Annotated in this window: 39 protein-coding genes; 32 read left to right on the forward strand and 7 right to left on the reverse strand. The window is 69.0% G+C overall.

The genetic code is table 11. The features are described 5' to 3' along the window. Window positions 1-207: 207 nt before the first annotated feature. Window positions 208-399 (reverse strand): hypothetical protein, encoded by a 192-nt coding sequence (locus AC5W7N_RS29150; protein WP_495922808.1) that lies wholly within the window; start codon window positions 397-399, stop codon window positions 208-210. A gap of 90 nt (window positions 400-489) precedes the next feature. On the opposite strand from AC5W7N_RS29150, the gene AC5W7N_RS29155 reads away from it, so the two are divergent. The 5 genes from AC5W7N_RS29155 to AC5W7N_RS29175 all read left to right on the forward strand — a co-directional run bounded on the left by AC5W7N_RS29155 (window position 490) and on the right by AC5W7N_RS29175 (window position 2750). Beyond that, complete coding sequence (locus tag AC5W7N_RS29155; RefSeq protein WP_495922809.1) at window positions 490-1050, forward strand: hypothetical protein; 561 nt, start codon at window positions 490-492, stop codon at window positions 1048-1050. Beyond that, window positions 1047-1574, forward strand: a complete 528-nt coding sequence (locus AC5W7N_RS29160; protein ID WP_495922811.1) for a hypothetical protein — start codon at window positions 1047-1049, stop codon at window positions 1572-1574. The genes AC5W7N_RS29155 and AC5W7N_RS29160 overlap by 4 nt, the downstream gene beginning before the upstream one ends. 267 nt (window positions 1575-1841) lie before the next feature. After that, entirely contained in the window at window positions 1842-2066 is a 225-nt protein-coding gene (locus AC5W7N_RS29165) for a hypothetical protein (RefSeq protein WP_495922812.1), read from the forward strand. 76 nt (window positions 2067-2142) lie between these two features. After that, the gene (locus AC5W7N_RS29170) at window positions 2143-2304 is read left to right on the forward strand and encodes a hypothetical protein (RefSeq protein ID WP_195019130.1); all 162 of its coding nucleotides are present in this window, start codon (window positions 2143-2145) and stop codon (window positions 2302-2304) included. Then, on the forward strand, window positions 2301-2750 hold the full coding sequence (locus AC5W7N_RS29175; RefSeq protein WP_495922814.1) for a hypothetical protein: 450 nt from the start codon (window positions 2301-2303) through the stop codon (window positions 2748-2750). The genes AC5W7N_RS29170 and AC5W7N_RS29175 overlap by 4 nt, the downstream gene beginning before the upstream one ends. A gap of 95 nt (window positions 2751-2845) precedes the next feature. On the opposite strand, the gene AC5W7N_RS29180 is transcribed toward AC5W7N_RS29175, so the two are convergent. Next, complete coding sequence (locus tag AC5W7N_RS29180; RefSeq protein ID WP_495922816.1) at window positions 2846-3352, reverse strand: hypothetical protein; 507 nt, start codon at window positions 3350-3352, stop codon at window positions 2846-2848. Between the two features lie 154 nt (window positions 3353-3506). On the opposite strand from AC5W7N_RS29180, the gene AC5W7N_RS29185 reads away from it, so the two are divergent. From AC5W7N_RS29185 to AC5W7N_RS29260, 16 genes are all read left to right on the forward strand, one after another. Continuing rightward, window positions 3507-3797 (forward strand): hypothetical protein, encoded by a 291-nt coding sequence (locus AC5W7N_RS29185; RefSeq protein ID WP_495922817.1) that lies wholly within the window; start codon window positions 3507-3509, stop codon window positions 3795-3797. Window positions 3798-3932: 135 nt separating this feature from the next. Beyond that, window positions 3933-4277: a hypothetical protein gene (locus tag AC5W7N_RS29190; RefSeq protein WP_495922819.1), complete on the forward strand. Its 345-nt coding sequence runs from the start codon at window positions 3933-3935 to the stop codon at window positions 4275-4277. Window positions 4278-4343: 66 nt separating this feature from the next. After that, window positions 4344-4727 carry a hypothetical protein gene (locus AC5W7N_RS29195; RefSeq protein WP_495922820.1) on the forward strand — a complete coding sequence of 128 codons (384 nt, stop codon included), beginning with the start codon at window positions 4344-4346 and terminating at the stop codon, window positions 4725-4727. Window positions 4728-4831: 104 nt separating this feature from the next. Continuing rightward, the gene (locus tag AC5W7N_RS29200; RefSeq protein ID WP_495922822.1) at window positions 4832-5221 is read left to right on the forward strand and encodes a helix-turn-helix domain-containing protein; all 390 of its coding nucleotides are present in this window, start codon (window positions 4832-4834) and stop codon (window positions 5219-5221) included. Then, window positions 5218-5382, forward strand: coding sequence for a hypothetical protein (locus AC5W7N_RS29205; RefSeq protein ID WP_495922824.1), 165 nt, complete (start codon window positions 5218-5220; stop codon window positions 5380-5382). The genes AC5W7N_RS29200 and AC5W7N_RS29205 overlap by 4 nt, the downstream gene beginning before the upstream one ends. Beyond that, window positions 5379-6956, forward strand: coding sequence for a terminase large subunit domain-containing protein (locus AC5W7N_RS29210; RefSeq protein WP_495922826.1), 1578 nt, complete (start codon window positions 5379-5381; stop codon window positions 6954-6956). Before AC5W7N_RS29205 ends, AC5W7N_RS29210 begins: the two co-directional genes overlap by 4 nt. Before the next feature lie 73 nt (window positions 6957-7029). Next, window positions 7030-7281 carry a hypothetical protein gene (locus AC5W7N_RS29215; protein WP_495922828.1) on the forward strand — a complete coding sequence of 84 codons (252 nt, stop codon included), beginning with the start codon at window positions 7030-7032 and terminating at the stop codon, window positions 7279-7281. Between the two features lie 86 nt (window positions 7282-7367). Beyond that, window positions 7368-7691 (forward strand): hypothetical protein, encoded by a 324-nt coding sequence (locus tag AC5W7N_RS29220; RefSeq protein WP_495922829.1) that lies wholly within the window; start codon window positions 7368-7370, stop codon window positions 7689-7691. A gap of 44 nt (window positions 7692-7735) precedes the next feature. After that, window positions 7736-8128, forward strand: coding sequence for a hypothetical protein (locus AC5W7N_RS29225; RefSeq protein WP_495922830.1), 393 nt, complete (start codon window positions 7736-7738; stop codon window positions 8126-8128). Then, on the forward strand, window positions 8128-8496 hold the full coding sequence (locus AC5W7N_RS29230; protein ID WP_495922831.1) for a hypothetical protein: 369 nt from the start codon (window positions 8128-8130) through the stop codon (window positions 8494-8496). The genes AC5W7N_RS29225 and AC5W7N_RS29230 overlap by 1 nt, the downstream gene beginning before the upstream one ends. Window positions 8497-8569: 73 nt before the next feature. Then, window positions 8570-8869, forward strand: a complete 300-nt coding sequence (locus AC5W7N_RS29235) for a hypothetical protein (protein WP_495922832.1) — start codon at window positions 8570-8572, stop codon at window positions 8867-8869. Between the two features lie 75 nt (window positions 8870-8944). Further along, the gene (locus tag AC5W7N_RS29240) at window positions 8945-9361 is read left to right on the forward strand and encodes a hypothetical protein (RefSeq protein ID WP_495922834.1); all 417 of its coding nucleotides are present in this window, start codon (window positions 8945-8947) and stop codon (window positions 9359-9361) included. A 60-nt stretch (window positions 9362-9421) separates the two neighbouring features. Continuing rightward, complete coding sequence (locus AC5W7N_RS29245) at window positions 9422-9880, forward strand: hypothetical protein (RefSeq protein WP_495922836.1); 459 nt, start codon at window positions 9422-9424, stop codon at window positions 9878-9880. A gap of 80 nt (window positions 9881-9960) precedes the next feature. After that, on the forward strand, window positions 9961-10449 hold the full coding sequence (locus AC5W7N_RS29250) for a hypothetical protein (RefSeq protein WP_495922837.1): 489 nt from the start codon (window positions 9961-9963) through the stop codon (window positions 10447-10449). 79 nt (window positions 10450-10528) lie between these two features. After that, on the forward strand, window positions 10529-10690 hold the full coding sequence (locus AC5W7N_RS29255; protein ID WP_495922839.1) for a hypothetical protein: 162 nt from the start codon (window positions 10529-10531) through the stop codon (window positions 10688-10690). A 10-nt stretch (window positions 10691-10700) separates the two neighbouring features. After that, window positions 10701-10997: a hypothetical protein gene (locus tag AC5W7N_RS29260; protein WP_495922841.1), complete on the forward strand. Its 297-nt coding sequence runs from the start codon at window positions 10701-10703 to the stop codon at window positions 10995-10997. 177 nt (window positions 10998-11174) lie between these two features. Here the strand turns inward: AC5W7N_RS29260 and AC5W7N_RS29265 are convergent, their stop codons facing one another. Both AC5W7N_RS29265 and AC5W7N_RS29270 read right to left on the reverse strand, forming a co-directional pair. Beyond that, the gene (locus AC5W7N_RS29265; RefSeq protein ID WP_495922843.1) at window positions 11175-11510 is read right to left on the reverse strand and encodes a hypothetical protein; all 336 of its coding nucleotides are present in this window, start codon (window positions 11508-11510) and stop codon (window positions 11175-11177) included. Beyond that, window positions 11507-12739, reverse strand: coding sequence for a helix-turn-helix domain-containing protein (locus AC5W7N_RS29270; protein ID WP_495922845.1), 1233 nt, complete (start codon window positions 12737-12739; stop codon window positions 11507-11509). The genes AC5W7N_RS29265 and AC5W7N_RS29270 overlap by 4 nt, the downstream gene beginning before the upstream one ends. A 189-nt stretch (window positions 12740-12928) precedes the next feature. On the opposite strand from AC5W7N_RS29270, the gene AC5W7N_RS29275 reads away from it, so the two are divergent. The 6 genes from AC5W7N_RS29275 to AC5W7N_RS29300 all read left to right on the forward strand — a co-directional run bounded on the left by AC5W7N_RS29275 (window position 12929) and on the right by AC5W7N_RS29300 (window position 17954). Next, a complete protein-coding gene (locus AC5W7N_RS29275) occupies window positions 12929-13198 on the forward strand; it encodes a hypothetical protein (protein ID WP_495922847.1) in 270 nt (89 codons plus the stop codon). Next, on the forward strand, window positions 13195-13611 hold the full coding sequence (locus AC5W7N_RS29280) for a hypothetical protein (RefSeq protein WP_495922848.1): 417 nt from the start codon (window positions 13195-13197) through the stop codon (window positions 13609-13611). The genes AC5W7N_RS29275 and AC5W7N_RS29280 overlap by 4 nt, the downstream gene beginning before the upstream one ends. Before the next feature lie 8 nt (window positions 13612-13619). Then, window positions 13620-13796, forward strand: a complete 177-nt coding sequence (locus AC5W7N_RS29285; RefSeq protein ID WP_495922849.1) for a hypothetical protein — start codon at window positions 13620-13622, stop codon at window positions 13794-13796. 80 nt (window positions 13797-13876) lie between these two features. Beyond that, a complete protein-coding gene (locus AC5W7N_RS29290; RefSeq protein ID WP_495922851.1) occupies window positions 13877-15721 on the forward strand; it encodes a hypothetical protein in 1845 nt (614 codons plus the stop codon). Beyond that, window positions 15718-17778, forward strand: coding sequence for a phage minor head protein (locus tag AC5W7N_RS29295; protein WP_495922852.1), 2061 nt, complete (start codon window positions 15718-15720; stop codon window positions 17776-17778). The genes AC5W7N_RS29290 and AC5W7N_RS29295 overlap by 4 nt, the downstream gene beginning before the upstream one ends. Further along, window positions 17778-17954, forward strand: a complete 177-nt coding sequence (locus AC5W7N_RS29300; protein WP_495922853.1) for a DUF7196 family protein — start codon at window positions 17778-17780, stop codon at window positions 17952-17954. The genes AC5W7N_RS29295 and AC5W7N_RS29300 overlap by 1 nt, the downstream gene beginning before the upstream one ends. Before the next feature lie 60 nt (window positions 17955-18014). Here AC5W7N_RS29300 and AC5W7N_RS29305 read toward each other — a convergent pair whose 3' ends face one another. From AC5W7N_RS29305 to AC5W7N_RS29315, 3 genes are all read right to left on the reverse strand, one after another. Further along, window positions 18015-18416: a hypothetical protein gene (locus AC5W7N_RS29305; protein WP_495922854.1), complete on the reverse strand. Its 402-nt coding sequence runs from the start codon at window positions 18414-18416 to the stop codon at window positions 18015-18017. Between the two features lie 94 nt (window positions 18417-18510). Then, window positions 18511-18705, reverse strand: coding sequence for a hypothetical protein (locus tag AC5W7N_RS29310; protein ID WP_495922855.1), 195 nt, complete (start codon window positions 18703-18705; stop codon window positions 18511-18513). A gap of 78 nt (window positions 18706-18783) precedes the next feature. Next, window positions 18784-19338, reverse strand: coding sequence for a hypothetical protein (locus tag AC5W7N_RS29315; protein WP_495922857.1), 555 nt, complete (start codon window positions 19336-19338; stop codon window positions 18784-18786). Between the two features lie 166 nt (window positions 19339-19504). On the opposite strand from AC5W7N_RS29315, the gene AC5W7N_RS29320 reads away from it, so the two are divergent. The 5 genes from AC5W7N_RS29320 (at window position 19505) to AC5W7N_RS29340 (ending at window position 23384) form a co-directional block, all read left to right on the forward strand. Continuing rightward, window positions 19505-21550, forward strand: a complete 2046-nt coding sequence (locus tag AC5W7N_RS29320) for a major capsid protein (RefSeq protein WP_495922859.1) — start codon at window positions 19505-19507, stop codon at window positions 21548-21550. A 135-nt stretch (window positions 21551-21685) separates the two neighbouring features. Next, complete coding sequence (locus AC5W7N_RS29325) at window positions 21686-22420, forward strand: hypothetical protein (protein WP_495922860.1); 735 nt, start codon at window positions 21686-21688, stop codon at window positions 22418-22420. Between the two features lies 1 nt (window position 22421). Then, window positions 22422-22790: a hypothetical protein gene (locus AC5W7N_RS29330; protein ID WP_495922861.1), complete on the forward strand. Its 369-nt coding sequence runs from the start codon at window positions 22422-22424 to the stop codon at window positions 22788-22790. Further along, entirely contained in the window at window positions 22780-23043 is a 264-nt protein-coding gene (locus AC5W7N_RS29335; protein ID WP_495922862.1) for a holin, read from the forward strand. The genes AC5W7N_RS29330 and AC5W7N_RS29335 overlap by 11 nt, the downstream gene beginning before the upstream one ends. Window positions 23044-23048: 5 nt before the next feature. Beyond that, window positions 23049-23384 (forward strand): hypothetical protein, encoded by a 336-nt coding sequence (locus tag AC5W7N_RS29340; RefSeq protein WP_495922864.1) that lies wholly within the window; start codon window positions 23049-23051, stop codon window positions 23382-23384. Window positions 23385-23416: the final 32 nt, after the last annotated feature.

Consider the following 23416-nt stretch of genomic DNA (forward strand, 5'->3'; position numbering starts at 1 on the left):
CCCCGCACAACAGCGTTGGCCCCGCGACAGGCGTAGCGTCGCGGGGCCAACATCACAGAATAACCCAGCTGACCTGGGGTAGAATAGGTTTCGCCAACGATGAGCTGACATGGCTCGGTGGTGGAGTCCGGTACATGAGCGTCGCAACTCTCTCCGGTCAGACCCTACGGCCACCCGCTCCCACGGGTGGCCGTAGCTGTATCCGCATCACCAGGGGCGGTACCAGACCCGGAAGTACCCGCCGGGCCGATCCTCATACTCCCGGTAGCCATCCACACCGGTCACATGCATGCCTTCACCCAATAGCTCGCGCGCCTTCTCCTCGACCACACTCGCGTCCGTGACGTCGTACTCGAAATCGACGTCGACGTGTTTGTCATCTGGCAGTGGCAATGACATCTCCCATCACGATCCCCCAGCGCATCGATTCTCGCGGCCCTGTCAAACCGCTCCAGCCGGTTGCACCCCACCGGCCTACCTTCCCCGCCCATGGGCAGCCACAACACCACCAGCCGATGCACCACATGCGGCCGGCCAGCATTCCCCCACCCGTACCGACACCCCATCACCCTCCACGCGCGACCACCGAAGACGGCAGCGCAGAAGGCCAACGACGCCGGAGCGGTCACACCTGCCCCCGGCCTCTCCGACCGGGAACAGGTCGCGCTCCTCGCATCCGAGCTGGTGATAGCCCGCCTGGACGTCGACACCGAACGCCAACGCGCCGACCGATGGCGCGAAGACGGCGGCAAGTTCTACGACCTGCGTGAATGGCTCCGCCTCTGCGACGACACCCCCGAAGGCCACGCGGAGTTCTATCGGTGGGCGGCGCACATCATCTTCCCCGACACCTACCCCGCCCCCAACGACGAGGACGAGGACACCGCGACCGTCCCCGCACCCACACCGACCCCAGAGCAGCGGGTAGCCGACGCACAAGCAGCCGTCGCCGCCGCACAAGCCGACGCACGCGACGCACAACGCGCCCTCCGTGACGCACAAGCAGCAGCACAGACCGAACTCGCTGCGTACAGCGAGGGTGCGGAATGACCACCCCCCGCAAGCCAGGCGCGAAGAAACGCCGCGGCCCCTCCAAGGGGTCAGCGTCCCCGGACCCGGAGGTGATCGCGAAACAGCAACGCTGCGCCGACCTCGCCGTCCAGGGCCTGTCGTATACCGAGATCGCCGAGCACGAGGGCTACGCCAGCGAATCGGGTGCCAGGGCGGCGGTGCACGCGGTGTTCCGGCGGGCCGCGACCGAGGCCACCGAGGTGATCCGGCCGAAGCTCATCGCGCGCGCGGAAGCCCTGTGGGTCAAGGCGTATTCGCTGGTACTGCGGGCCGGGCATACCGGCGACACCGACGACCTGATCAAGGGCCTGACCGCGGCCGACAAGGCGCTCGCGCGGCTGTCGAAGCTGTACGGCCTGGACGCACCGGACGTGACCGTGCAGATCGGTTCGTCGCCGGGCGAGCTGGAAGCGCTGAAAGCCGAGCTGGATGCCCTGATGACGGGGCAGGCGCCGGCCATTGACGCCGAGGTGGTCGACCCCGATACCGACACCGGCGAATAGGTAGCTACATGGGTTGGCCGGCGGTGGCTGACCTGGGAGAAGGCATCAGATTTTCGGGCCGAGAACATCGGCCCACCGAGTGGAAGGAACGGCCCGGATGGGTGATAGCAGCCGGAAGGCAAACGGTCGATACTGGGCGCGGGTCGTGGTGACAGCGTGCCTGTTCGGTATCGCGGAGAGCGTGGTGGTTTTCAGTCTGCGCCGGACGCGGGATCGGTTGCTCGCGGAGGCAGGGGGCGGGCGGTGACACGCCAGGTGCGGTTGAGGGTGGCCGCGCTCTACCTGGCTGCCGTGCTGTCGCTCGCCGCCACAGGCGTGCAGTGGATGGATGTGGGAATGCCGGCGCTGGAAGAGCTGCTTGCGCTGTTCTCGTTGGTGGCGCTCGTGTGCTTTTGGCTCCCCGATGTGACCGCCGCGTTTCGCCCGGTGCGCGGGTGGATGCGAGCGTCGCGTGGGCGCAGATCGCCGCCGGGGCAGCACGTTTCGCGTTGACCATGGCGACATATAGGGGTATGATGTGTGGTGTACGGCGCACCAGGCGCCCCTCACCGGATAGGACCGGTTCACCATGCATGTGCATGTCCCCCACATCACCCGCTACACCATCGCCCGCGCGCGCATCCGTGCACGCCTGAGCCTGTGGTTCTGGATCGTCGCCGTCGCCGCGATCATGGCCGCCGTCGTGGTCATGGGCATCATCGCGTCGAACCCGCAGGCGGTGACCCTGTGAACAACAGGCTCGCGCAGATCGCCCACCACCGCACCAACAGCATGTGGGACTGGGCCGTCATCCCCGCATCCAACCCGTACATCTACATCCCGGCCCCGTCCCGCGAGCAGGCCACCGCCATCGCCGTCGACACCGACAAGGGGACGCGGCCGGAGTTGTTCGACTGGCGGCCGGTGCCGGAGCATCTGCGGACCCGGATGCTACTGCCGGACCTGCCGCGCCTGCCCAAGCGCCCGGAAGGGTTTCAGCCGTGGCAGGCAGTCTCAGCGGCGACCGCCGAGATACTGAGGGGGTCGGTGGCGATCACCGCGACCGTCGAGTCCGATTGGCGGGAGACGCATGTGGCGACCGTCCCGTTCGGGATGGCGTTGCATCGGATCGCGTGCCTGACGCGGCGCGAGCTGGAAGCGCGGGGCCTGGCGCTCCCCCACCAGGCGACCGCGTAACCCCCTGAAGGATTCCCCGCCGCTGCACAGCCGGGCGGCGGGGATAGGTCACCGGGCCGTAATCCCCCCTGCACCCAGCGGCCCGGTGACCGTCATCAGGACGTCCGCGGCCGGAGCGGCAGCGGTACCGAGACCCATTCATCCTGGCCGTCCCAACGCACGTACAGCTGAGGCTGCGCCACGCGCGCGATTACGAACGTGTGCGCCTCGCCGGGCTCGATGGTCACGCCGTCCGGTAGTTGTCGGTGTATCTCACCGGCTCGCTCCGAATCGATCCGGACGCCGGTCGCCCGCTCGGTGCCGATATGCCGAAGCTCAAACTGTGAGCCCCGCCGGTGTTCGATCACCCAGGCGACCTTGGGCGGTTCGGCGAGTTCGACGGCCCGTGCGGCGAGCCGGTTGGATTCCTCGGCGGCGTCGGCGCTGCGCCGCGCGTGGGCGGCCGAGTCCTCCGCTGCGGTCGCGGAGCGCTCACCAGCGGCTGCCGAGCGCCGGGATTCCATGAGCGCGCGGCGAGCTATTCGGGTTTGCCACAAGGCGATGCCGGCGGCGAGTGCCGCGATGATGGCGGCCGCGATGGCGATCCAGTCTGACGATTCCATGGCGGGGACCGTATGCGACGGGTGCGGGGTAGTCCAAGTTCCATCGACGGCCGCGCCGGCGGGGCGGGCCACACCGCTTGACCACCACGACATATGTAGGTATTCTGGTTGTTGTACGGCGCACCAGGCGCCACCCCTCCGGAAGGAACCGGATATGCACATCACCACCGCCGCCGACATCGCCCGCGTCGCTCGCGCGCTGGAGAAGCTGATCACCCTGGCCGCGCAGGACCGCGCCGCCTACGAAGACGGCAACGGCGGCATCGGCGGCCGCCTCATCGAGGACGCGTTTGAGGCCGCGCTCGACGCTGGTGCCAGCAAGGAGGTCGCGGATCACGCCTACCGGATCGGGGTCGATTGGGGTGACGTGCCGGAGATGTTGCCCGAGACGGCGGCGTACCGGCTGCCGGTCGCGCCGTTCCCGCTGGAGCTGATCGCGGCGTGAACCACAACCGGGCCGGGTGGCAGGAGATGCCGCCCGGCCCGGCTTCTTTTGCCCACCACTTGACCATACCCGCTTATGTCGGTATATTGGTTCGTGTACGGCGCACCAGGCGCCCACCACCGGAAGGAACCGGACATGTACTTCCCCACCGACGCCGCCGCCCGCGACTACGTGCGCGAATTCCTCGGCCTGCCCGCCGACACCCGCGTCGCCATCGACGTCAACCAGGCCGACCACTGGGCCACCGCGTACTGCGAAGTCACCGGCGAGCCCGCCGCCTTCGAGATCGAGTACGCCACCTGGGACCACGACGAGCGCGGCCACGTCCCCACCAGCGTGATCATCGCCGCCGACATCGCCGCCGAGCAGCTGGCCGGGATCCAGGACGACAACGACACCGACCACCACCACGGCATCACCGTGAACGTCTCCTACTGGTGGCTGCGCTACGCCGCCACCCCGGCCCAGGTCGCCGCCTAACCCACCCCGTCCCGGCCGCCCACCCCGCACCGGGTGGGCGGCCCTACGACATTCAGGAGCCACCCGATGCCACAGAGCCCGATCACCGACGCCGAACTCCGCGAGTGGGCACACGATGCCGATGCCGACGTCGGGCTGCTGCCCTCGGAGGTCGTGCAAGCGATGGCGGCCGAGCTGCTGGCCGCCCGCGCGCGCCTCGCCCGCGTAGACACCCTGCTGACCCGCGAGGACGGCAGCTACTACGAACACCGGCCCGGCTGCTTCGGCGAGGAAGATTGCCCCGCCTGCTGGTCGACCCGAATCCTGGTCGCCCTCGACCCCGGCGGCGACATCCAAGCCGCGCAGCGAAATGCCGCATCGGCCGACGAACCAGCAGACGAGGACGGCTGCCCGTACACGTTCGCCCACACCCGAGACTGGTGCGGATACGACAGATGCCGAGACCGGTGACCATGCTTCGGCGCTCCCTCACCCCATGGCGGCACACCACCGCGTGCCACCATGGGGTCGCGCATCCCCGGTGGGCGGGGACGCAGACCGAGGGAGACCTACACATGGTGGCAGAACACGGCCGGGCCGCACGACTCCGCGTCGCACGCGCATACCTGGGACTCGACCGCGAAGAGATGGCCGCCAAACTGAACGTCAACCGCGCCAACGAAGCCCGCTGGGAGTCCGGCAAAATCCCGATCCCGCCCGGCATCTGGGCCGAACTCGACCACCTGTACGCCGAATTCGACGCGGACGTGGAAGCCGTACTCGAATCCGCCGAACCCGGCCCGGACGGCCGGCGCCTGGTGCGCGTGTGGCGTGGTGTCACCCTGCCGGACAACCCGTTTCCTGGGTGGACGTTGCGGGTGGTGTCGGAAGCGATGCGCCGCGACCCGAGCATTGAGCCGGTGTTCCCCGAAGACGACCCGCGGTCGATGGGAGCGGACGCGTGAAGACCTATCGGCTGATCATCGATGTGGTGCTCATCGTGTTGGGCGTGGGCCTGACGCTGGTGAGCCTGACCGGGCCGGCGCCCATCGGCATCCTGCTGGGGTTGGGTGTGGCGGTGTGGTCCGGGGTGAGCGTGGCGCGGGAGGTTGTGGCACGGCGATGACGGATGTGTGGGAGCGGGCCGCGAAGCTACCACCGGCGCAGCGGGCGGCGTTCGTGGCGCACGCACGGCAGGCCATCACTCGGCGTGCCGCGCTCAACGCGTGCGCGAACCCCGCCGAGCTGGCCGCGTTGCTCGACCCGTCCTACCGGATTACCCCCGCGATCCGGGTGGTGGCCGACACGTTCGAGGTCGCGTGCACCACGCCTGATGACCGCAAGATCGTGACCATGCCCCCGCAGGAGGGCAAAACCCATACGGCGGTCCACGCGGGTATCCGGGCGCTGCAACGCAACCCGGACACCCGCATCCTGTACGTGTCGTACTCCGAAGAACTCGCGGTCCGCTCATCGCGTCAGGCACGCAACCTGATCGCCCAGTACGGCAGCGACGCCCGCGACCCCCTGACCGGGCTCCCACTACCGGACCGGCTGGGCCTGTCCCTCGCGGCCGACAACAGCGCGGCCGGGTCCTGGTCCATCAAGGGCCACCGCGGCGGCATGATCGGTGTCGGTATCGGCGGCACCATCACCGGCCGCGCCGCCGACCTGGTGATCATTGACGACCCGTTGAAGGGTATGCAGGCCGCGGACTCCCCGACCGAACGGCGTCGCGTGATCGAGGGGTATCAAGCCAACATCGCGACCCGTCTCGCGCCGGGCGCGTCGGTGATCATCATCAACACCCGATGGAGCGAAGAAGACCTCACCGGGTGGTTGCTCGCGCAGGACGCCAAACGACCCCCCGGCCGCCGCCGCTGGCAGCTGGTGAACATCCCCGCCGTCGCCGAACAAGGCCTACCGGACGCGTTGGGCCGGGCGCCGGGCGAGTGGTTGGAATCGGCGCGCGGTCACCGCGATTGGGACGAGAAACGCGCCGAGCACGGCGAACGCGTCTGGTACGCCCTGTTCCAGGGTTCCCCCACCCCGATAGGCGGCGGCCTGTTCTCGCAAGCCTGGTTCGATGACCACCGGCTCGCCGCCGCACCGCCGCTCTATCGGCGGGTGGTCGCGATCGACCCCGCCGAAACCGGCAAGGGCGATGAGGCCGGCATCGTGGCCGCAGGTTTGGCGGGTGACGGCACGGTGGTCCTGACCGATGACGAGTCGGGTCAGCTGTCGTCTGCGCAGTGGCCGCGCCGCGCCTGCCTCCTCGCTCTCGCCACTGGAGCGTCGGAGGTGGTGTTCGAGGCGTACAGCGCGCCGACGACGTATGAGGCGCTGTTGAAGCGCGCCTACACCGACCTGGTGGCGGAGGCTGCCGGCGGGACGGTGGAGGGTGTCGCGGTGCCGGCGGATCGGCCGTTTCTGGTGACGCCGTGGAAGGCGACCGGGAATGGGTTGGTGCGGTCCACGGGCCTACGGAATGCGACCTCGGTGGGTCGGTGTCGGGTGGTGGGGCATCGGTTGGCGACGTTGGAGGCTCACGCAATCCGTTGGCAGGAAGGCCAGCACCAACCGGACCGGGTAGCGGCCGCGACGATCGCGTATGACGTGCTTTCTGGTGGCGGGTTGGCGGTGGTGTCGCCGGACCCCGGTGGTTGGGGTCAGTTCCCGGACGGGCTCACCGGCCGTTGACCATAACCCTATATGGGGGTATGATTTGGGGTGTACGGCGCAGCAGGCGCCACCGATCCGGGAGGTACCGGACATGCCCCACATCATCACCCGCGACGCGTGGGTTTCCTCCAGCTGGAACGCTGGCGACGAACGCCACATCTTCCTGACCGGCGGCCACATCGGTGAGGTGAAGCGCGACCGCGATGGCGCGATCACCGCGAGCGTGTCGGTAGTGCTGATCCCCGAGCACGCCGACGAGAAGGTCGCCGCCGCCACCGGGTTCGCGGACTTCGATGCTGCCCGCGAGTGGGCCGAAACCACCATCGACCTGCTCGCCGAATAACCAGCCACGCCCCGCCCCCACCAGGGCGGGGCTTCCCCACCTGTACGACGCATCAGGCGTCACCCTCCCGGATTGGACCGGACACCATGCGAGCCTTCCCCCGCATCGATCACACCATGCGCACCCCACACGGCTACCTCGCCACCCAGCTGATCGCGACCGCCGCCGGTATCGCGCGCATCACCCTCTACGTCGACACCCACACCCCCGCCGAATCGGAATACACCATCGGCGTCTACCAGCGCGCCACCGAGACAGACCCGGCCGTGTGGCGGCCCCTCGCCCGCATCGACGCCCGCGACGCTGGACCAGTCCCGGCCGACCCGGCGCACCCGATGACGCTGCCCGTGTTGCAGCGCATCGCCGAACGCCTCCACACCATCGCCGCCGCGACCCTCGCCACTCACTGACCGACGCAACCAGGCGTCACCCTCCCGGAAGGACCGGAATCACTATGCACAACACCGACAGCCGCGACCACTGCCGACTCGACCACCCCGACCTGTTCGCCGCCGCTATCGGCCACCAGGTCACCTACCACGGCGCTATCCGACACCTGCACGGCGCGGTGTACACCGTCACCGGATACGACCCGGACACCCGGTGCTTCACCCTGGAGCGGCCGCGACTGCCATACGGGCGTCTCACGGTCCCGCTGTCGGCGTTCCGGTTCACCGACACCCCGCTCACGGGTACGCCCGGCGAGACGGCCGCCGAGCTGTTCGCCGCGCTGCGCACCGGCCGCGAAACCGTCGTCACCGGTACCGATGGCGCGCCGGTCGCGGTGGTGCTGACGGTCGCCGAATACGTGGCCCTGATCGAACAGGCACGCTGGGGGCGGAACTGATGCCCGCAGCGCATCCGCTGGCCGAGCTCATCGAGGACGTCCGCGCCCGCAATAAGTGGAGCTACGCCGACATAGCGGAGCGGGCCGGGCGCGCCGGGTATCCGACGACCCGACAGAACCTGTCTCGGATCTGCCTCTCGCCGGTCGTCACGTTGACCGAGTCCACCATCCGCATACTGGCCGCGGGCCTCGACGTTCCCGCGAGCGAGATCGCCCGCGCAGCCATGGCGAGCATGGGCATTCGCCTACCGGGCCTATGCGATCTCGGGAGCGCCATCCTCGCCGACACCGTCCTGTCGGCCAGGGACCGCCGCCTGCTCCTGGCGATGTACCAGGGCATGGTGGCAAGTCAGGCCGACGAGGAGTAGCCGACCATTCCGGCCCCGACCTCGCTGGTCGGGGCCGTCGTCGTCTGCACCCCCGTTCCCTACCGTCCGCGCCATGTCTGACACCTTCACCGCGGTTCTCACCCTCACCGTCTACGTGCTCACCGTGGCGCGCCTGACCCGCATCGTCACCACCGACAAGATCGGCGAACCGGTGCGTGTGGCCATCACCGAACGATTCGGTGATGGCTCGATGGTCAGCTATCTCGCCTACTGCCCGTGGTGCTTGGGTTGGTGGGTGGCGTTGGTGTTCGCGTTCCCGGCCGCGCTGGTCGCCGGCCTGCCGTGGTGGTTCGGGTTCGGGTTGTGGCCGGCCGCGTCGTATCTGGTGGGTGTGTTGTCCCGCCGGGATTGACCATAGCCACATATGCGGCTATGATTGGTGGTGTACGGCGCACCAGGCGCCACCCCCCGGAAGGACCGGACCGCCATGATCACCACCACCTACTCCCGCACCCGCGCCGCCCGCATCGCCACCGCCCGCGTCATCCGCGCCCGCATCGCCACCGCCCAGGCCGCCCGCCTCACCCTTGCCCTCCGCGCACTCAACGGCTTCCACATGACCGCCCTCATGGAGCGCGGCGAGTTCGTCACCGTCTCCCAGGTCATGGCCGACCTCGGCGCCGACGCCGACACGGTCCGCCGCTACGCCTCCCACGCGGGCAAGAAGATCAAGGCCGCCTACATGGACGCCTACGACGGCCGCGAACCCGTAACGGTGTGGAAGGTCGTCCACGACCGGCCCCGCCAGGTCGCCGCCTACACCGCCGACGAACCCGTCATCCGCGCGGGCCTGGCCGCCTACGCCCGGACGGCCCACCTGGTCGCGGTCCCGGCCGCCGCCTGACCCCACCCGGCCCGGCCGGGGCACCGTGCCCCGGCCCTCTCGACCCGGAAAGGGGTTCCCGTGTCCGACACCGCCCGCCGTCTGTCCGGCGACGAATACATGGCGCTGCTGCAACAGCGCGCCGACCAGTGGTTGGCCTCGCGCTCGGGCGTCCGGCCGAAGTTCCCGCCGCTGCTGACCTGGTTCATCCAGGACGGCGACGAGGACCTTGTAGACCCCGCCATCCTCGCCCCACCCGAACCGGCCCCGAAGCCAGTACGCCGCCCCCGCTACTACCGGCCCGCCTCCTACTGGCGGACGGAGGTCGCGCGCCTCGAAGCCGAGCGGGCCGCACTCGCCGAGCCGCTGATCACCGACCGGGCCGCCGCTGGCGGTGTCGCGCTCGGCCCGAAGCGCACGGCCCATATCCAGCAGCGCGAAGACGCCCGGCTGCGGCGGTATGTCGCGCTGGAACCGAAGCTCCGGCACGCGCAGGCGATGCTGCGGGCGGCCGAGGCCCGCGAAGCCCTCGACCAGTGAACCCTCCTACGGCCCGGCGACAACCGCCGCCGGGCCCCGTTCGACGCATTGGCGTCACAACCCGGAAGGAACCGGAAACCATGGGATACGACATGCAAGTCGTGGACGAAAACGGCAACAACGTCGGAAATCGCGAAACCGACTGCTACTGGCGGCGCAACATCTGGGGCGGCGGCACACAGGCCGACAAGCTGGTGGAGCTGGGCATGGCCGAGTGGAGCGCGCCCGGCTACAAGCGGGACCCCTTCCCCGAGAAGCCCGCCCACACGCTGGAGGCGTACGAGAAGGCCGAAGCCGCACAGGATTGGGACTACGAGCACTCCGACTACACGGCAATCCTGTTCCCTTACCTGAAGGACCGGCGCGGCAGCACGCGCGGAATCACCGCCGATAAGCTGTGCGACTCCAACGATGGCTGGTGGGTGACCAAGGAGGAATGCCAGGAAGCCCTGGACGCTTGGGAAAAGGCCGGGCGTCCCGACGTGGACGACTTCGGCAATGGCCCGATCGGTGACACGATCCCGTTCCTGAGGGCCGCCGCCGAACATCACGGCTTCCGCGTCTGGTAGACCTCCGGCCAGAGCGTCGCCATCGCACCCGGTGTGCGGTGGCGACGTTTCTGTCGGTGGGTGCTGGTAAGTCTCGGCTATGTCTGCCCATGACCACGCGGCCCGCCTGCTGGACACCGTCGCCGCCGAACTCGACCGCACCGCGATACGCCGCACCTACCTCACCCCGGACCGACTGATGCTGTTGGCGGCACGGATTCGGGAAGCTGCGGCAGTATTGACCCAACCCACCCCAACCTGACAGGAGAACCGTGCACGCCATCTGGGAATGGGCAACCGCGCTCGACTGGTGGCAGTACCTGCTGATCGTCTACGTGGTCGGTTTCGCGCTCACCGTCGCCACCAACATCGACTCGATGCGGGAGGCCTTGCCGGAGGTGCGCGATATGCGCGAATGGCGGCGGCTGGAAGACACCTACCCGCGGCTTGCGGCCGGCACTCTGGCGTTCCTGGTGATTACGGCGGCGCTGGTGTGGCCGCTGGATGTGCGCAGGGCGGCATGGTGGCGTGGCCTGGTCGGCTCCGGCCGGCGCCGCGAACGTCGCTGAACCGCGCGGTCATGGATGGAACCGAACTCGGGCCGCGCGCGTCCGAGTAGACATGGAACCCATTCGCCTCGACCCCATCCCCCGCTACGAGCCACCCACCGTCCCCGCCGACCAGGCCCCACCCGACCCGGACGCCGACCGCATATGGGCCGACTGGATCAACGGTCGGTCTGCTGATCAATCATCCGAGGCCGACCCGAATACGTGATCGCGCATCAGCTGCGTCCCTGACCGGGCCGTCTCGACTACATGCACAGCCTCGCGCCCGGTCAGCCCCAATCGCTTCGCCAGAGCCAGCGGAACCGCATCAGCATCGCCGACCAGCTCGACCAGCAGCCGATTCCGCGCCTGTTCCGCCGCGTGCAGCTCATTCTGTGCGCGGCGGAACGCCCTGGTGGGGTCTGACCGCCGTCCTCCACCGATGTAGGTGGGTTTCGACCCGTCGAACGCGGCGCGCGCCTTCGCTATCCGCTTCATGATCAGCGGCTCACGCGGGTCGACGGGGAAAGTCACACCGCGAGGATATCGCGGTCGGCCAGCTGGACGTCCAGCTCCCGGACCGGCCGCGACCCCGCCCACGGCGACAGGTCCCGACGCCCGTCCCGGATCGCACCCAACAGCCGCGGCGACCGATTCTGTGCCGTGAGTTCCACCGCTTCGCCGACTGCGGCGGCAGCCTCCTCGATTTCGCCGAGCTGGATCAACCCGCGCTCCAGTTCGAGCAGCGAGATGGCGCGGTCGCGGGTGTAGGTGGGGTCCATCATCGTCAGCGACCGCCGCGACGCCGCGACAGCTTCGGCGGGTTCGCCGATGAGGGTGAGGCAGCCGCCCTTGTAGGACTCCAGCATCCCCGACCCCACGAAGTAAGCGCGTGAGGTGGACGGGTGCGAGGGTTCCACCCCGTCGATTTCCACCTCGGCCGCCGCCAACGCGTCCAGGCAGGCGCGTTTCTGTCCGGCCATCGCCGCCGCCTCCGCCATCCGCATCGCCACATACGCGCGCAGCGGCTGGTCCCGGCTGTCGCGTGCCCACGCCTGGGCGGCCACCGCGTAGTCCATAGCCACCCGTGGACGGTCCTGCCAGATCGCCAGCTGCGCGAGGTGAGTCAGCATGTAGGCGCCCAGGTCGGAGTCCTCCGCGTCATGGGCCATGTCCCGGGCCTGCATATACAAGCGCGCAGCCGCCTCGTACTCGCCGGCATCCCACGCCAGGCAACCAGCGAACCCCATCCACTCCGCGTGCAGCGCGAGTACCTGGGGCCGGATCGCAGCGGTGCAGTCACGCAGCATTGCCTCGGTGACCGAGGTCTGCGCCACCACCATGCCCTGGGCGGCAGGTGAGCCGAGCATGTCGTCCAGCTGCATCGCCGAGTGAAGCGTCGACCGGATCACATGCACCGCTGCCGCGTCCGGGCGGCCGGGCCCGCCGGGGAAAAGGTCACCGGGTTGCAGGCCGAGGGTGACCAGACCGGCCGCGACCGGGGCCGCTTTGAGCAGCTGTCGCCTATCCACGTCGCTGCCCCCGCGGAGCTGGTGGAACCGTTCGGCCACCTCCGGCGGTGCTTGCGCCAGCGCGGTATCCAGATCGGCGGCAGCTTTCCGACCGATCTTGTCGCCGGCCTCCCACCGTTTCACCGTGCGGACCACGACACCGATACGCGCCGCCAGGTCCTGCTGGCTCCATCGGTATGCGTCGCGGAGCGCTACGCAGTCCTGCTTCGTCCATGCCGCCACGGTAGCCATCTGCACCCCTGCTCGGTCAGTGGAACGTCCCCCAACTGTCCCCTTGATGTCACCTGATGTCACCCGGCGGCCGGGAAGGGTTGGGACACAAGCCCCGACGCCGGGTGACCAGGCCATACGCCCCTCATCATGGCACACAATCCGCGGCGTCGGGTGCCACCCAAAACGACACTCACACAGGGGAAATCGATGGCACTTTCCGAGCCCGACGCAATGGTGCTGGCCGCGCTCGCCCGCCTCGCCGACAGTGAAGCGCTGAGCGTGGCGGAGCTACGGACGGCCACCGGTCTGTCGGAGTCCACGGTCCGCACCAGCCTCACCCGACACCACTACTGGGGCGGTGTCCGCCAGTCCCGCCGCACGCGCGGCACCTGCCCGATGGAATGGCGGGCCACCGCGATCGGGCGAGCCGTGATGCGGCAACCCATGTACCGCGAACTCATGACGGTGAACGCATGAGCCGCCCCATCGCGGTCGGGTTCCTGCGCACCGACCTTTCCGGCACCCGGCAGGCATGGGACGAAACACAGCTGCGCAGCATGGCCAAACGGCACGGCTACGACCTCGCCAAGACCGTCGCAGTATCGGGGCGGTCCGGCGACCCGGTCGCGCAGCTGCACGACACCGTCCTCCGCGTTCGGGCCGAAGCGGTCTACGTGCCGTCCCTCGACCACCTCGGTGGCGATGTCCCGCCCGTCCTCACCAAGGCGTTGGTGGAGGTCACTGCCGTCGATACCGGCGACACCTATGCGCCACGCGTGGCCACGGTGTTCGAAGTTCGGGGGGAGGTGAACTCTGTGGTGGATCGAGTCGAGCCCGGCCCCGATGGGGCCGCATCCGATGAGCCGCAGGTCGCACGCGACCGGCCATAATCGATGCCGTGTCATGGAATGAGGGTGACCGGGTGTATCTGGTCGAAGGCGGCGTATCGGTGTTCGAGATCGTGGAACTCGACTACCAGGGCGACCCGGCGCGGGTACTCGTCCAGCCGTTCGATGCCGCGCCCGGCGCCTACCCGTTCCCGACGCCGGTGAAATACCTGGTCCCAGCGACCTAACCCAGCCTGACTATCGGCCTGCAACCTGTCTGGTTGCGGGCTGATTCGCGTTGCACCCCCGTTTTCTACCGTGCCGCGCGATGGGACTCATCTGGCAACGCAAACGCAGCACTACCGGCCCCGACAGCGGCGAGCCGGTGGTGTCGTCGCTGTCCGGTCTCACCGCGGCGTCCGCACCGATCGCACCGGAACGGTGGGGCAAGATCACCAAACCCGCCTCCGGCGAGAGCGGGAAGTGGCAGGGCGAGGCATGGGACATGCTCGACCTCGTCGGCGAACTGTCCTTCGCCCTGCTGTGGAAGCAAGCCCTACTCAGCAGGTTCCGGCTTGTCGCCTCCGATATCGACCCCGACACCGGCAAACCCACCGGCACCACTGACAACGTCGCCGCGCAGCAGCTGGTGGCGCGCATCGCCGGCGGAATCGCCGGACAGTCACAGCTGCTCGCCCGCCTCGCCCCGCTGATGATGATTCCCGGCGAGGCGTGGCTGGCGATCATCTACCCGGCCGGGGTCGAGCAGTGGCATGTCCTGTCCACCGATGAGGTGAAAACCAAAGGCACCGATGTCGAGCTGCTGTTGCAGGACGGCACCAGGTACCTGATGGACAAGTCCAACGACACCTTGTCCCGGATTTGGCGGCCGGACCCGCGCCGCTCCTGGCTGGCGTGGTCGCCGACGAAGGCGGCGCTGCCGATCCTTCGGCGCATCGTGCGCATGGACCAGAACATCGAAGGCGCCGGCAAGAGCCGCCAGGCCGGTAACGGCATCCTCGTCATCCCCACCGAGGCGTCGATGCCGGTGCAGACCGCGCCCACCGGCGACAAAGTCGACCCGGACGCGCCGAACCTGCCGCCGCCGGCCGCATCCCGGTTCGTCACCGCCGGTGAAGTGCACCAGGCGCTGATGAAAGCCATGTCCACCGCCATCGAGAATCCCTCGAGCGCGGAGGCGTTGGTGCCGATCGTGCTCCAGGTGGCGGGCCAGTGGGTCGACAAAATCCGACACATCAAGTTCGACAGCGAAGTCAGCGAGAAGGCGCAGGCGGCGCAGGAGAAAGCCATCCGCCGCCTGGCCATGACCCTCGATATGCCGCCCGAGGTCCTGCTCGGCCTCGCCGACCTCAACCACTGGTCCCTCTGGGGTGTGGAAGAGGAAGCCGTCCGCTGGCACGCCGCCCCGGAGATGGAGGTCATCTGCCAGGCCCTCACCAACGAACTGCTGCGCCCGATCCTCGGCGACACGGCGGCGGATGTGGTGATCTGGTACGACACCACCGACGTCGAAGCCAAACCCGATCAGCTGGAGCAGACCCGCGACGGTTTCGACCGGGGCGTGGTCAACGCCGACGCCTACCTCCGCGAAATCGGGCTCTCCACCGAGGACGCCGGATACGACCTCACCACCCGCGACGGGTGGGCGGCGTGGGCGACCGACCAGGTGCGCCGCGACGCCACCCTCGTCCCCGTCCTCGCCCCCATCCTGCGTGTCCTGGTACCCGCCCTGGCTGACCTCCAAATCGCCGCCCCGACACCCGCACCCGCGCAGGGTGCGGAGCCGGAGGCGATTGAGGCTGCGCCGCGCGGCACACCCGACACCCGCGACGAGCAGCCCGCCGTCACCGCGTCCGCCGTCACCCGCCTCTGCGTCAACCGCGCCCTCGAGCTGGCCGGGAAACGACGCCGCGGCCGCGCCGACCACGCACGCCTACGCGATGTCCCCGCGCGGGACACGCATTTGGCCGCGCACCTGGGCCCGGTCGCGGCGGCGGATGTGGACCGGTTGATCGACGGCTGGGACGACGTGCTCGATGACGAGTTGTGCGCCGGCATCGGATTCACGCGCCCGCAGATCGCGGCGGCGGTGAGGGAGACCGCGCGGACCGTGCTGACGACGGGGTCGCTGCCACCGTGGCGGACGCGATGACTCCGGAGCAGCGGGCCGCCCTGGTCGATGTCCTCACCCTCGAACAAGAGATCGAGGGTGTCGCGGCCGAGTGTCTCCAGGTGTGGTTGGACGCCGCCCGAACCGCCGCCCTCCCGTACTTCACTGCGGCCGCGCAGGGTGAGATCCCGCCGGACCCGGACGCTATCGCCCAGACTTCCCACGTGTGGGAGGCCGAGTTGGATCGACGCCTGCTGCCACGCATGGCGGCACTGCTGACCAGGCAACTCGGCACGGCAGCCGAACGACTGTCGGCCTGGCAGACCAGCTATCTCGGCAGCATCCGCACCCGGCTCCTCGATGTCCCCGCCCGAGGGGTGCGTCGCGTAGCCGCCGCGATCCGCGACCGCGCGGGGCAGGCCGTCAGCGTGATACGTCAAGCCGCCGCCGACGTTCTCACCTATGGGAACAGTTGGCGGGATGATGCGGCGTTGATCGCCCGCAACGAAGCCGTCGCCCTCTACAACGCCACCCGCCTCGCCGCCGCCGAACTCGAAGAACGCGACACCGGCATCCCCCTCGATAAGACGTGGATGGCGCTGAACGACGACCGAACCCGCGCCACCCACCGCCACGCGGACGGACAACGCGTCCCCATCGGCACCCCGTTCACCGTGGGTGGCGCGCAACTGTCGCGGCCCGGCGACCCCGATGGCCCACCGGAAGAGGTGATCGGCTGCCGGTGCGTCCTCTTCATCTCCCCCTCAACCACCGCACTCGCCGCCCCGGCGCAGGTTGCGTCAGCAGCAGACACAGGAGGCATCACCATGCCGAGGACATTCGAGGCGATGATCATCCCGACCGGCGTGCCCGGCCGCTCCCAGGGATGGATGCTCGCCGCAAACGTCGAGCTGGTCGACAGCGCGCTCCCGCTGGCGTTGCGGTGGCAGAAAACCGCCGACCCCGGCCACGACGGCGCCTACACCGTCGGCGTGCTCGAATCGGTGCAGGTGCGCGACGGCGCGGTCTGGGGCACCGGCACCATGCTCGACTCCCCCGAAGCCGCCGAAGCCATCCAGCAGCTCGAAGCCCAAGTCACCAGGCCATCGGTCGACCTGGTCGCCCGCTCCGAAGTCCTCACCGACGTGGCCGGCAACCCGATCACCCCGGAGACTGCCGAGCAGATGTGGATGGAGGGCGCCGCGGTGGTGTCCCGCATCGACGTAGCCGAGATTGTGGCCGCGACGCTGGTGTCGGTGCCGGAGTTCCGGGACGCGTACATGGTGATCGGTGATGCCGCCGACGAGCCGCCCGCGATGCCGTTGGTGGCAGCGGCGACGATCACGATTCCGACGTATCCGGCGGATGCGTTCGCGATCCCGGAGGCCGACGAGCCGACCCCGATCCATCTCACTGACGACGGCCGCGTCATGGGGCACCTCGCCACCTGGGACACCCTGCATCGCGCCCACTTGACCAAGGACGACCCGCCTACCCCGTACAAGTCGCGCTGCGGGTACGCCGAGTTCCATCAGTCGTCGGTGCGCACCGACGACGGGGAGCTGCTGCGCGTCGGCCGGCTCACCGTGGGCGGCGGCCACGGTCCGGCCGGGCGCGGAATGCGCGCCGCGCTGGAGCATTACGACAACGTCGCCACCGCGTGGGCGCTCGTGCGCGCCATCGACGGCAACCTCGGTATCTGGGTGTCCGGTGTGGTGAACCCGGAAGCCGACGAGAAGATGGTCCGCGCCGCGATCGGTGCTCCGCACTCCGGGCACTGGGAGCGTGTAGCCGGGGCGCCGGAACTGATTGCCGCGCACGCGGTCAACTCGCCCGGTTTCCCGATCTTCACCCGCCAGCGCGACCGCGACGGCGATCTCGCATTGGTGGCGTCGTTCGCGCCCCGCGCGGCCCGCACCCCGCTGCCCGAGTCGCTGCTCGCCGATATCGCCCGCCGTGGCGCGGAAGCGTATGCGCGGCAGCAGGCCGAGGAGCAGCGCAGCCGCGCCGCGCAGACGCTGGCGGCGTCGATGCAGGACCGGCGGCGGGTTCTGGCAGACGTGGTTCTCGCGGAGCATGCCCGACGAAAGGTCAGCTGATGGCAGGTTGCAATTGTGGCGGTGGCCGGGCGCGTTTGGGGCAGGTGACCGGCTATCTGGTGACCACCGAATCGGGTGAGCAGTTCGGTCCGTTCCTGACGCAGACGGAGGCCCGGATGCATCTGGAGTTGAAGAAGTTGGGCGGCACGATCACCACCGTGCGCAAAACGGCCTGACCGCGAACGCACGTCGGCCCCCGAACCAGCGTGCTGGTCGGGGGCCGATGCTGCGCCGGGCTACCAGGTTTCGGCGACCGGGCGGGTGACCTCCTGGACCTCTTCGAGGGTGCCGCCGCGCGCCTTCACTGCCTCGACTGACGCCTCGACCGCATCAGCGAGGGCGACGATGGACCGAACGTCCATGTCCCGCCCGATCAGAGGCAGTGCGTGCGCCAGGTGGTAGCAGACCGCCAGGTCATCGCGCGGGGCAACCACTTCAGGGCGTTCGATGACACCATCGGCGAACGCCCGGAACAGGTCCTCGTTGCTGATGCCGTTGGCGCGGCCGTGGTCGGAGACAGCGGCGGCGGTGGCCTCGATGGCGCGGACGACGTCGTAGTTGTAGGTGCGGCGCAGCGCGCGGCCGAGCAGGATGAGGGCGGACAGCTCAGACTTCGCGGCGATAGCGGTGTTGTGCATGGTGTTCCGGTCCTTCCGGTGGGGTGACGCCTGGTGCGTCGTACGGGTGGGGAGGTGGGCCCGCCCCGGTTGGTCGGGGCGGGCCTGGGGTGAGTCAGTCGATGAGGTTGGCGAAGACGAGCGCCCAGAAGGCGTCGTGCTCCATGGCCTCGACGTTGTAGTCGCCGGTGGCCTCGCGGACGCCGGCCACGATGGCGTCGATGTCGAACTCGTCGCGGCTGGCGATGTCGGTGCCGTTGGCCTCGATGGCGGTGATGACAGCGTGGCGGGCGTCGAGGTTGGTGAACATGGTCCGGTCCTTCCGGAGGGGTGGCGCCTGGTGCGCCGTACACCAACCAATATAGCCCCATATGGGGCTATGGTCAAGTTATCGGGTGAAGGTCGAGAAATCCCCTGACCACGTCACCGAACCAGCCGTCACCACAGCCGGATTCAACTCCGCCTTGCTGACTTTGTAGGCGTGCTTCACCGTCTGCCGCGACCCCGGCGGAATCACACCCACCACACCATCACCGAACTTGTCCGCACCCGAAACCACATGCTCCGCCGGGACACCCGCGTCTCCATAGACGACGGTCGGCGTCATCCAGTTGTAGCCCTCCCACGGCTCATCGGTCGTGTTGACGACCTGGAACGTGAACACCACGACCGGCCCGTACCGCGACTGCGTGTCCTCCACCGACAGGATCGACGCCTCCAACCCTGACTGCCCGACCGCCGTCTCGGTGGGCGCATACACCCCACCCCTCCCCTTCGTGGTCGTCGCCGCCTGCGAGGTCGGCGCGCCCGGCTCACCTTCGTAGGTGCCGGGAACGATCGGCGTCGACTGCGGCTCCGGATTCGGGTCGTTGTCGGAGCAGCCGGCGAGCGCGAACACGGCAGCGGCCGCGGCGATGGTCGCGGTGATGCGGGTGCGGGTCATGTTTCCCCTCGGTGTGTGTAGGGAACTCTGACGCTCCCCTTTTGGCCTGGTCAGCGCAGCATAGCCCCGGTTTCACCCCTGCTCTCTATCTTTCGCGCAACAACCGACCGGGGTATGGCTGCGGGCCTCCCGACCTGCACATTCATTGCGAGTTGGGAGTATCCCCGTGAAGTTCAAGCTGCCCGAAACTCTTGATGGCCTGTCCGTCGAGGAGCTGGCCGCCCTGGCCGCGCAGGCCGACGCCGAATTCGATGCGCTCGCACCGGAGCCCGGTGCCAGCCCGACCGCCGAGGCGCTGGCCGATCTGACCGCCCTCAACGACGCCTCCAAGGCGCTCACCGAGCGGATCAACGAAATCCGCGCCGAGGAAGCCGACCGCGCTGCCGCTGCGCAGGCGCTGTTGGAGGCGCGGACCGCTCGTGCCGCCGAGCCCGTGGCGGAGCCGGAACCGGCTGCGCCCGAACCGGCCCCGGAGCCGGAGCCGCCCGCCGACAACGGTGGCGATGGTGGTGCCGAGGTCGTGGCGGAGGCCGAAACCATCACCGCGGAGGCCGCCGAGCCTGCGCTCACCGCGTCCACCAACCCGGCCGGTTCGCCGTTCAAGGGCCTGGGTGCCCGTACCGGCAAGACCCCGGCGAAGGTCGCGGCCCCGGCCGCCGAGGTCGGGTTCGAGATGCGCCCGCAGACCCCGAAGTTCCAGAACGGCCCGGTCGGCTACGACACCCTCGCCGCGGCCCTCGACTCCATGGCCGTCTCGACGCGGATCATCCCGAACCGGGCCCCGCACCGTGAGCGCGGTGCCATGGTCCCGATGTCGCTGGCAACCCTGTCCCGCGACTTCGGCCCGGATCGGATCGTGACCGCCGACCAGGACATCGAGGCACAGGAGCAGATCGACGCGATCATCTCCGCCACCGAGTACCGCACCAACACCTTCGACAAGGACGGTGCGCTGGTGGCGTCGGCGGGCTGGTGCTCGCCGTCCGAACTGATCTACGACTTCTGTGACGTGGACCCGGCAACCGACCTGGTCACGTTGGCGGACATGAACATCAGCCGTGGCGGCATCCGCCGCCCCGTCGACCCGGACTTCACGGAGCTGTACAACACGCTGCCGTTCCGGTTCACCGAGGCCGAGCTGATGGCCGAACCGAACCCGACCAAGCCCTGCATCGAAATCCCGTGCACCGAGTTCGAGGAAATCCGTGCCGAGGCTATCGGCCTCTGCGTCACCGCCGGCATCCTCCAGCGCCGGGGTTACCCGGAGCTGATCGCTCGGTTCATGCAGGAGGTCATGAAGGCCCACCAGATCAAGGTGTCTGTCTGGACCCTCCAGGACATGGTCGCTGGCTCCACCGCGATCACCGTGCCCGCGAACAGCACCATCGGCGCAGCCGGCGCGATCCTCAACAGCCTCGCTTTGCGGGCGACGCTGATTCGGCAGAAGGAACGCATCGGCCACAACGCGATCATCGAGGGCAAAGCCCCCTCGTGGCTGCTGAAGGCGGCTGCGGCTGATATGGCGTACCAGCAGGGTGTGGACGTCAAGTCCGTCACCGACGCCACCATCGACGGCTGGCTCGCAGCCCGCAACATCCGCATCCAGTGGGTCGGTCACTGGCAGCTGCTGCCCGACAACGCCACCCACTGGCCCACCAGCGCGACGGTGCTGCTGTACCCATCCGGCGCCTGGTACCGGCACCTCGACAACATCATCGAGGTCGGCACCCTCTACGAGAAGGCCATGCTCCAGCAGAACCGCTACATGGAGCTGTTCACCGAGGACGAGTACCTCGTGGACAACCGCTGCAAGGTCTCCGAAGCGGTCACCGTCCCGATCTGCGTCAACGGCAGCGTGGGCGCACGCGAGGAGCTGGTGTGCGCGGCCACCGTCAACGAAGTCCAGACCGCCACCATCAGCGGTGGCCCGACCGGCGGCACCTTCACCCTGTCGTTCGGTGGTGACACCACCGCGCCGATCGCCTACAACGCGGCCGCCGCGGTCGTGCAGGCGGCGCTGGCCGGGCTGTCCTCGATCGGCGCCGGCAACATCGCCGTCTCCGGTGTGGCGGGTGGCCCGTACACGATCACCTTCCAGGGTGCGCTCGGTGCGACGAACGTTGCGCTGATCACCGCGGACGGCTCGGGTCTGACCGGTGGCACTGCTCCGGCGGTGAACGTGGTCGAGACCACGGCGGGCGCGCCGAACTAATCCGGGGCTTCCCGCCCCTACTGAACTCCGGTTCTGGGGGCGGGGAGTAGTCCGCGACAGGCACCCGTCTGTCACTGTGGCTGCCCCGCTCCCCGCCCCCAGACCGGACCCCATCTATTGAGAGGCCCGGAAACCATGACCGTGATCTACCGGCCGCCGCTGGCAAACCCCGCGCCAGGGGGCCTGTACGGCGCGGCGACCGTCCTCGAATACCCCGGTGATTCCAAGATTTCGCTGGGCATCACCGTGGAGTCCCGCAACTGCGGCGTCTCCTGGGTGTGGCCCATCGACTGCGACGCCCCCGCCCCCGACCCCTCCCCCAAGGGCGCCGGAGAACGCACCCCACTGCTCGACTTTGCCGGTGACGTGATCGGCGCCGACGACAACTGCGCCGCCGCAGTCCCCGAACTGGAGGCGGCCGAGCGGGCGCAGCAGCTGCTGCGCCTTCAGGAGCCGGTGCGCGTCGAAGAACAACTCGTCCCGAAACTCCTTGCCGCCGCCGGAACCCCGGCGACCGTCGCCGGTCTGGTCGCGGCTGTCGGCGCGCTCGAGGAAGCCGTCGCCGCGTACGGGTTCCCCGGCGTGCTGCACGCGGCCCCGCATCTGGCGGCCGCGCTCGAATCAGCGGACCTGGTGCGCCGCCAAGGAACTCAGCTGTTGTCCCCGCTGGGGCATCGGTGGGCGTTCGGCGCCGGGTACGCGGATCTCGCCGAGACCATCGTTGCGACCGGCCCGGTGGTCGTGCACCGCAAGCCGGTGGTGATGGTCCACGGCCCTGACTATCCCCACAATGACCGGCTGTCGGTCGCTGAGCGTGAGGTCGTGGTGACCTGGGAGTGCTGGGCGGACGCGGTCACGATCGGAGCCTGACATGCGTGTGATCACTGAAATCGTCGGCGAATTCGCGGACGTGTATGCCGTCGACCGCGACCAGCGCGGCCACCTCGCTACCCGGCTGCTCGCCGCGGCCGGGCCGGACCGGCGGCGGGAGGTGCGCACGGTGACCGGTCGGGGTGCGGCGTTCCGGGTGCCGGTCGATATCGCCCGCACCGCCGGACTGATCGCGGACCCTGCACCGGCCGCCGAGCCGGAGCCCGAGGTCTCGAAGCCGGAGACGAAGCCGGAACCGGATGCCGAGCCGAAGAAGGCACCCGCGCGCAAGGCCGCCCCACGCAAGACCACCACCAAGGCCGATGCGGCTGAGGCCGAGCAGGACCAGGAGAGCGCCGATGTGGACTAAGACGTTCTGGAAGGCCACCGCCGAGCGCGCCGTCAAGACGTTCGTGCAGGTGCTGCTCAGCACGATCGCGGGTATGTCGCTGCTGTCCAGCGACTGGAACACCCTCGCCTCTGCGGTTGGCCTGGCCGCGATCAGCGCGGGCATGTCCGTGCTCACCTCCATCGCGTCGGTGGTGCGCGGTGACGCGGACTCGCCGTCGCTGCTGAAACCGCCGGCCCCGCCGCGGCACGGTCTGCCGTCCTGGCTGGGGTGATCGCGATGCCGGGGTGGGTGGAAATCGTTGTTGCTGTGTTCGGGGCGGGTGGGTTCCTGACGGCGGTGGTGACTGGGGTGTTCCTGCGCCGCAACAGGCGGGCTGAGGCGGATGTGACATTGGGTGACGGGTACAAGCGGCTCGTTGACGAGCTCCAGGAGGATCGGCAGCTGCTGCGGGATGAGCTGCGGCAGTCTCATATCGACAATCAGGCGTTGCGGCAGGAGATCGCGGCGTCGCGCCTGGAAATCAGTCAGCTGCGCAACGAGCTGGCGGCGGTGAAGGAAGACCTTCAGCGTGTGCTCGCGGGTGAGCAGCCGCGCGCCAACTGGTTCGGATAACCCAGCGGTTCCCCCGATGCCCCAACCGCACT

This window comes from Nocardia sp. CDC519 (assembly GCF_059509835.1).

Bases quoted from the DNA above. Each gene is read 5' to 3' on its own strand.
- AC5W7N_RS29150 (WP_495922808.1), bottom strand. From the start codon at position 399: ATGTCATTGCCACTGCCAGATGACAAACACGTCGACGTCGATTTCGAG.
- AC5W7N_RS29155 (WP_495922809.1), top strand. From the start codon at position 490: ATGGGCAGCCACAACACCACCAGCCGATGCACCACATGCGGCCGGCCA.
- AC5W7N_RS29160 (WP_495922811.1), top strand. From the start codon at position 1,047: ATGACCACCCCCCGCAAGCCAGGCGCGAAGAAACGCCGCGGCCCCTCC.
- AC5W7N_RS29170 (WP_195019130.1), top strand. From the start codon at position 2,143: ATGCATGTGCATGTCCCCCACATCACCCGCTACACCATCGCCCGCGCG.
- AC5W7N_RS29180 (WP_495922816.1), bottom strand. From the start codon at position 3,352: ATGGAATCGTCAGACTGGATCGCCATCGCGGCCGCCATCATCGCGGCA.
- AC5W7N_RS29185 (WP_495922817.1), top strand. From the start codon at position 3,507: ATGCACATCACCACCGCCGCCGACATCGCCCGCGTCGCTCGCGCGCTG.
- AC5W7N_RS29190 (WP_495922819.1), top strand. From the start codon at position 3,933: ATGTACTTCCCCACCGACGCCGCCGCCCGCGACTACGTGCGCGAATTC.
- AC5W7N_RS29195 (WP_495922820.1), top strand. From the start codon at position 4,344: ATGCCACAGAGCCCGATCACCGACGCCGAACTCCGCGAGTGGGCACAC.
- AC5W7N_RS29200 (WP_495922822.1), top strand. From the start codon at position 4,832: ATGGTGGCAGAACACGGCCGGGCCGCACGACTCCGCGTCGCACGCGCA.
- AC5W7N_RS29210 (WP_495922826.1), top strand. From the start codon at position 5,379: ATGACGGATGTGTGGGAGCGGGCCGCGAAGCTACCACCGGCGCAGCGG.
- AC5W7N_RS29215 (WP_495922828.1), top strand. From the start codon at position 7,030: ATGCCCCACATCATCACCCGCGACGCGTGGGTTTCCTCCAGCTGGAAC.
- AC5W7N_RS29220 (WP_495922829.1), top strand. From the start codon at position 7,368: ATGCGAGCCTTCCCCCGCATCGATCACACCATGCGCACCCCACACGGC.
- AC5W7N_RS29225 (WP_495922830.1), top strand. From the start codon at position 7,736: ATGCACAACACCGACAGCCGCGACCACTGCCGACTCGACCACCCCGAC.
- AC5W7N_RS29230 (WP_495922831.1), top strand. From the start codon at position 8,128: ATGCCCGCAGCGCATCCGCTGGCCGAGCTCATCGAGGACGTCCGCGCC.
- AC5W7N_RS29235 (WP_495922832.1), top strand. From the start codon at position 8,570: ATGTCTGACACCTTCACCGCGGTTCTCACCCTCACCGTCTACGTGCTC.
- AC5W7N_RS29240 (WP_495922834.1), top strand. From the start codon at position 8,945: ATGATCACCACCACCTACTCCCGCACCCGCGCCGCCCGCATCGCCACC.
- AC5W7N_RS29250 (WP_495922837.1), top strand. From the start codon at position 9,961: ATGGGATACGACATGCAAGTCGTGGACGAAAACGGCAACAACGTCGGA.
- AC5W7N_RS29255 (WP_495922839.1), top strand. From the start codon at position 10,529: ATGTCTGCCCATGACCACGCGGCCCGCCTGCTGGACACCGTCGCCGCC.
- AC5W7N_RS29270 (WP_495922845.1), bottom strand. From the start codon at position 12,739: ATGGCTACCGTGGCGGCATGGACGAAGCAGGACTGCGTAGCGCTCCGC.
- AC5W7N_RS29275 (WP_495922847.1), top strand. From the start codon at position 12,929: ATGGCACTTTCCGAGCCCGACGCAATGGTGCTGGCCGCGCTCGCCCGC.
- AC5W7N_RS29280 (WP_495922848.1), top strand. From the start codon at position 13,195: ATGAGCCGCCCCATCGCGGTCGGGTTCCTGCGCACCGACCTTTCCGGC.
- AC5W7N_RS29290 (WP_495922851.1), top strand. From the start codon at position 13,877: ATGGGACTCATCTGGCAACGCAAACGCAGCACTACCGGCCCCGACAGC.
- AC5W7N_RS29295 (WP_495922852.1), top strand. From the start codon at position 15,718: ATGACTCCGGAGCAGCGGGCCGCCCTGGTCGATGTCCTCACCCTCGAA.
- AC5W7N_RS29300 (WP_495922853.1), top strand. From the start codon at position 17,778: ATGGCAGGTTGCAATTGTGGCGGTGGCCGGGCGCGTTTGGGGCAGGTG.
- AC5W7N_RS29305 (WP_495922854.1), bottom strand. From the start codon at position 18,416: ATGCACAACACCGCTATCGCCGCGAAGTCTGAGCTGTCCGCCCTCATC.
- AC5W7N_RS29310 (WP_495922855.1), bottom strand. From the start codon at position 18,705: ATGTTCACCAACCTCGACGCCCGCCACGCTGTCATCACCGCCATCGAG.
- AC5W7N_RS29315 (WP_495922857.1), bottom strand. From the start codon at position 19,338: ATGACCCGCACCCGCATCACCGCGACCATCGCCGCGGCCGCTGCCGTG.
- AC5W7N_RS29325 (WP_495922860.1), top strand. From the start codon at position 21,686: ATGACCGTGATCTACCGGCCGCCGCTGGCAAACCCCGCGCCAGGGGGC.
- AC5W7N_RS29330 (WP_495922861.1), top strand. From the start codon at position 22,422: ATGCGTGTGATCACTGAAATCGTCGGCGAATTCGCGGACGTGTATGCC.
- AC5W7N_RS29335 (WP_495922862.1), top strand. From the start codon at position 22,780: ATGTGGACTAAGACGTTCTGGAAGGCCACCGCCGAGCGCGCCGTCAAG.
- AC5W7N_RS29340 (WP_495922864.1), top strand. From the start codon at position 23,049: ATGCCGGGGTGGGTGGAAATCGTTGTTGCTGTGTTCGGGGCGGGTGGG.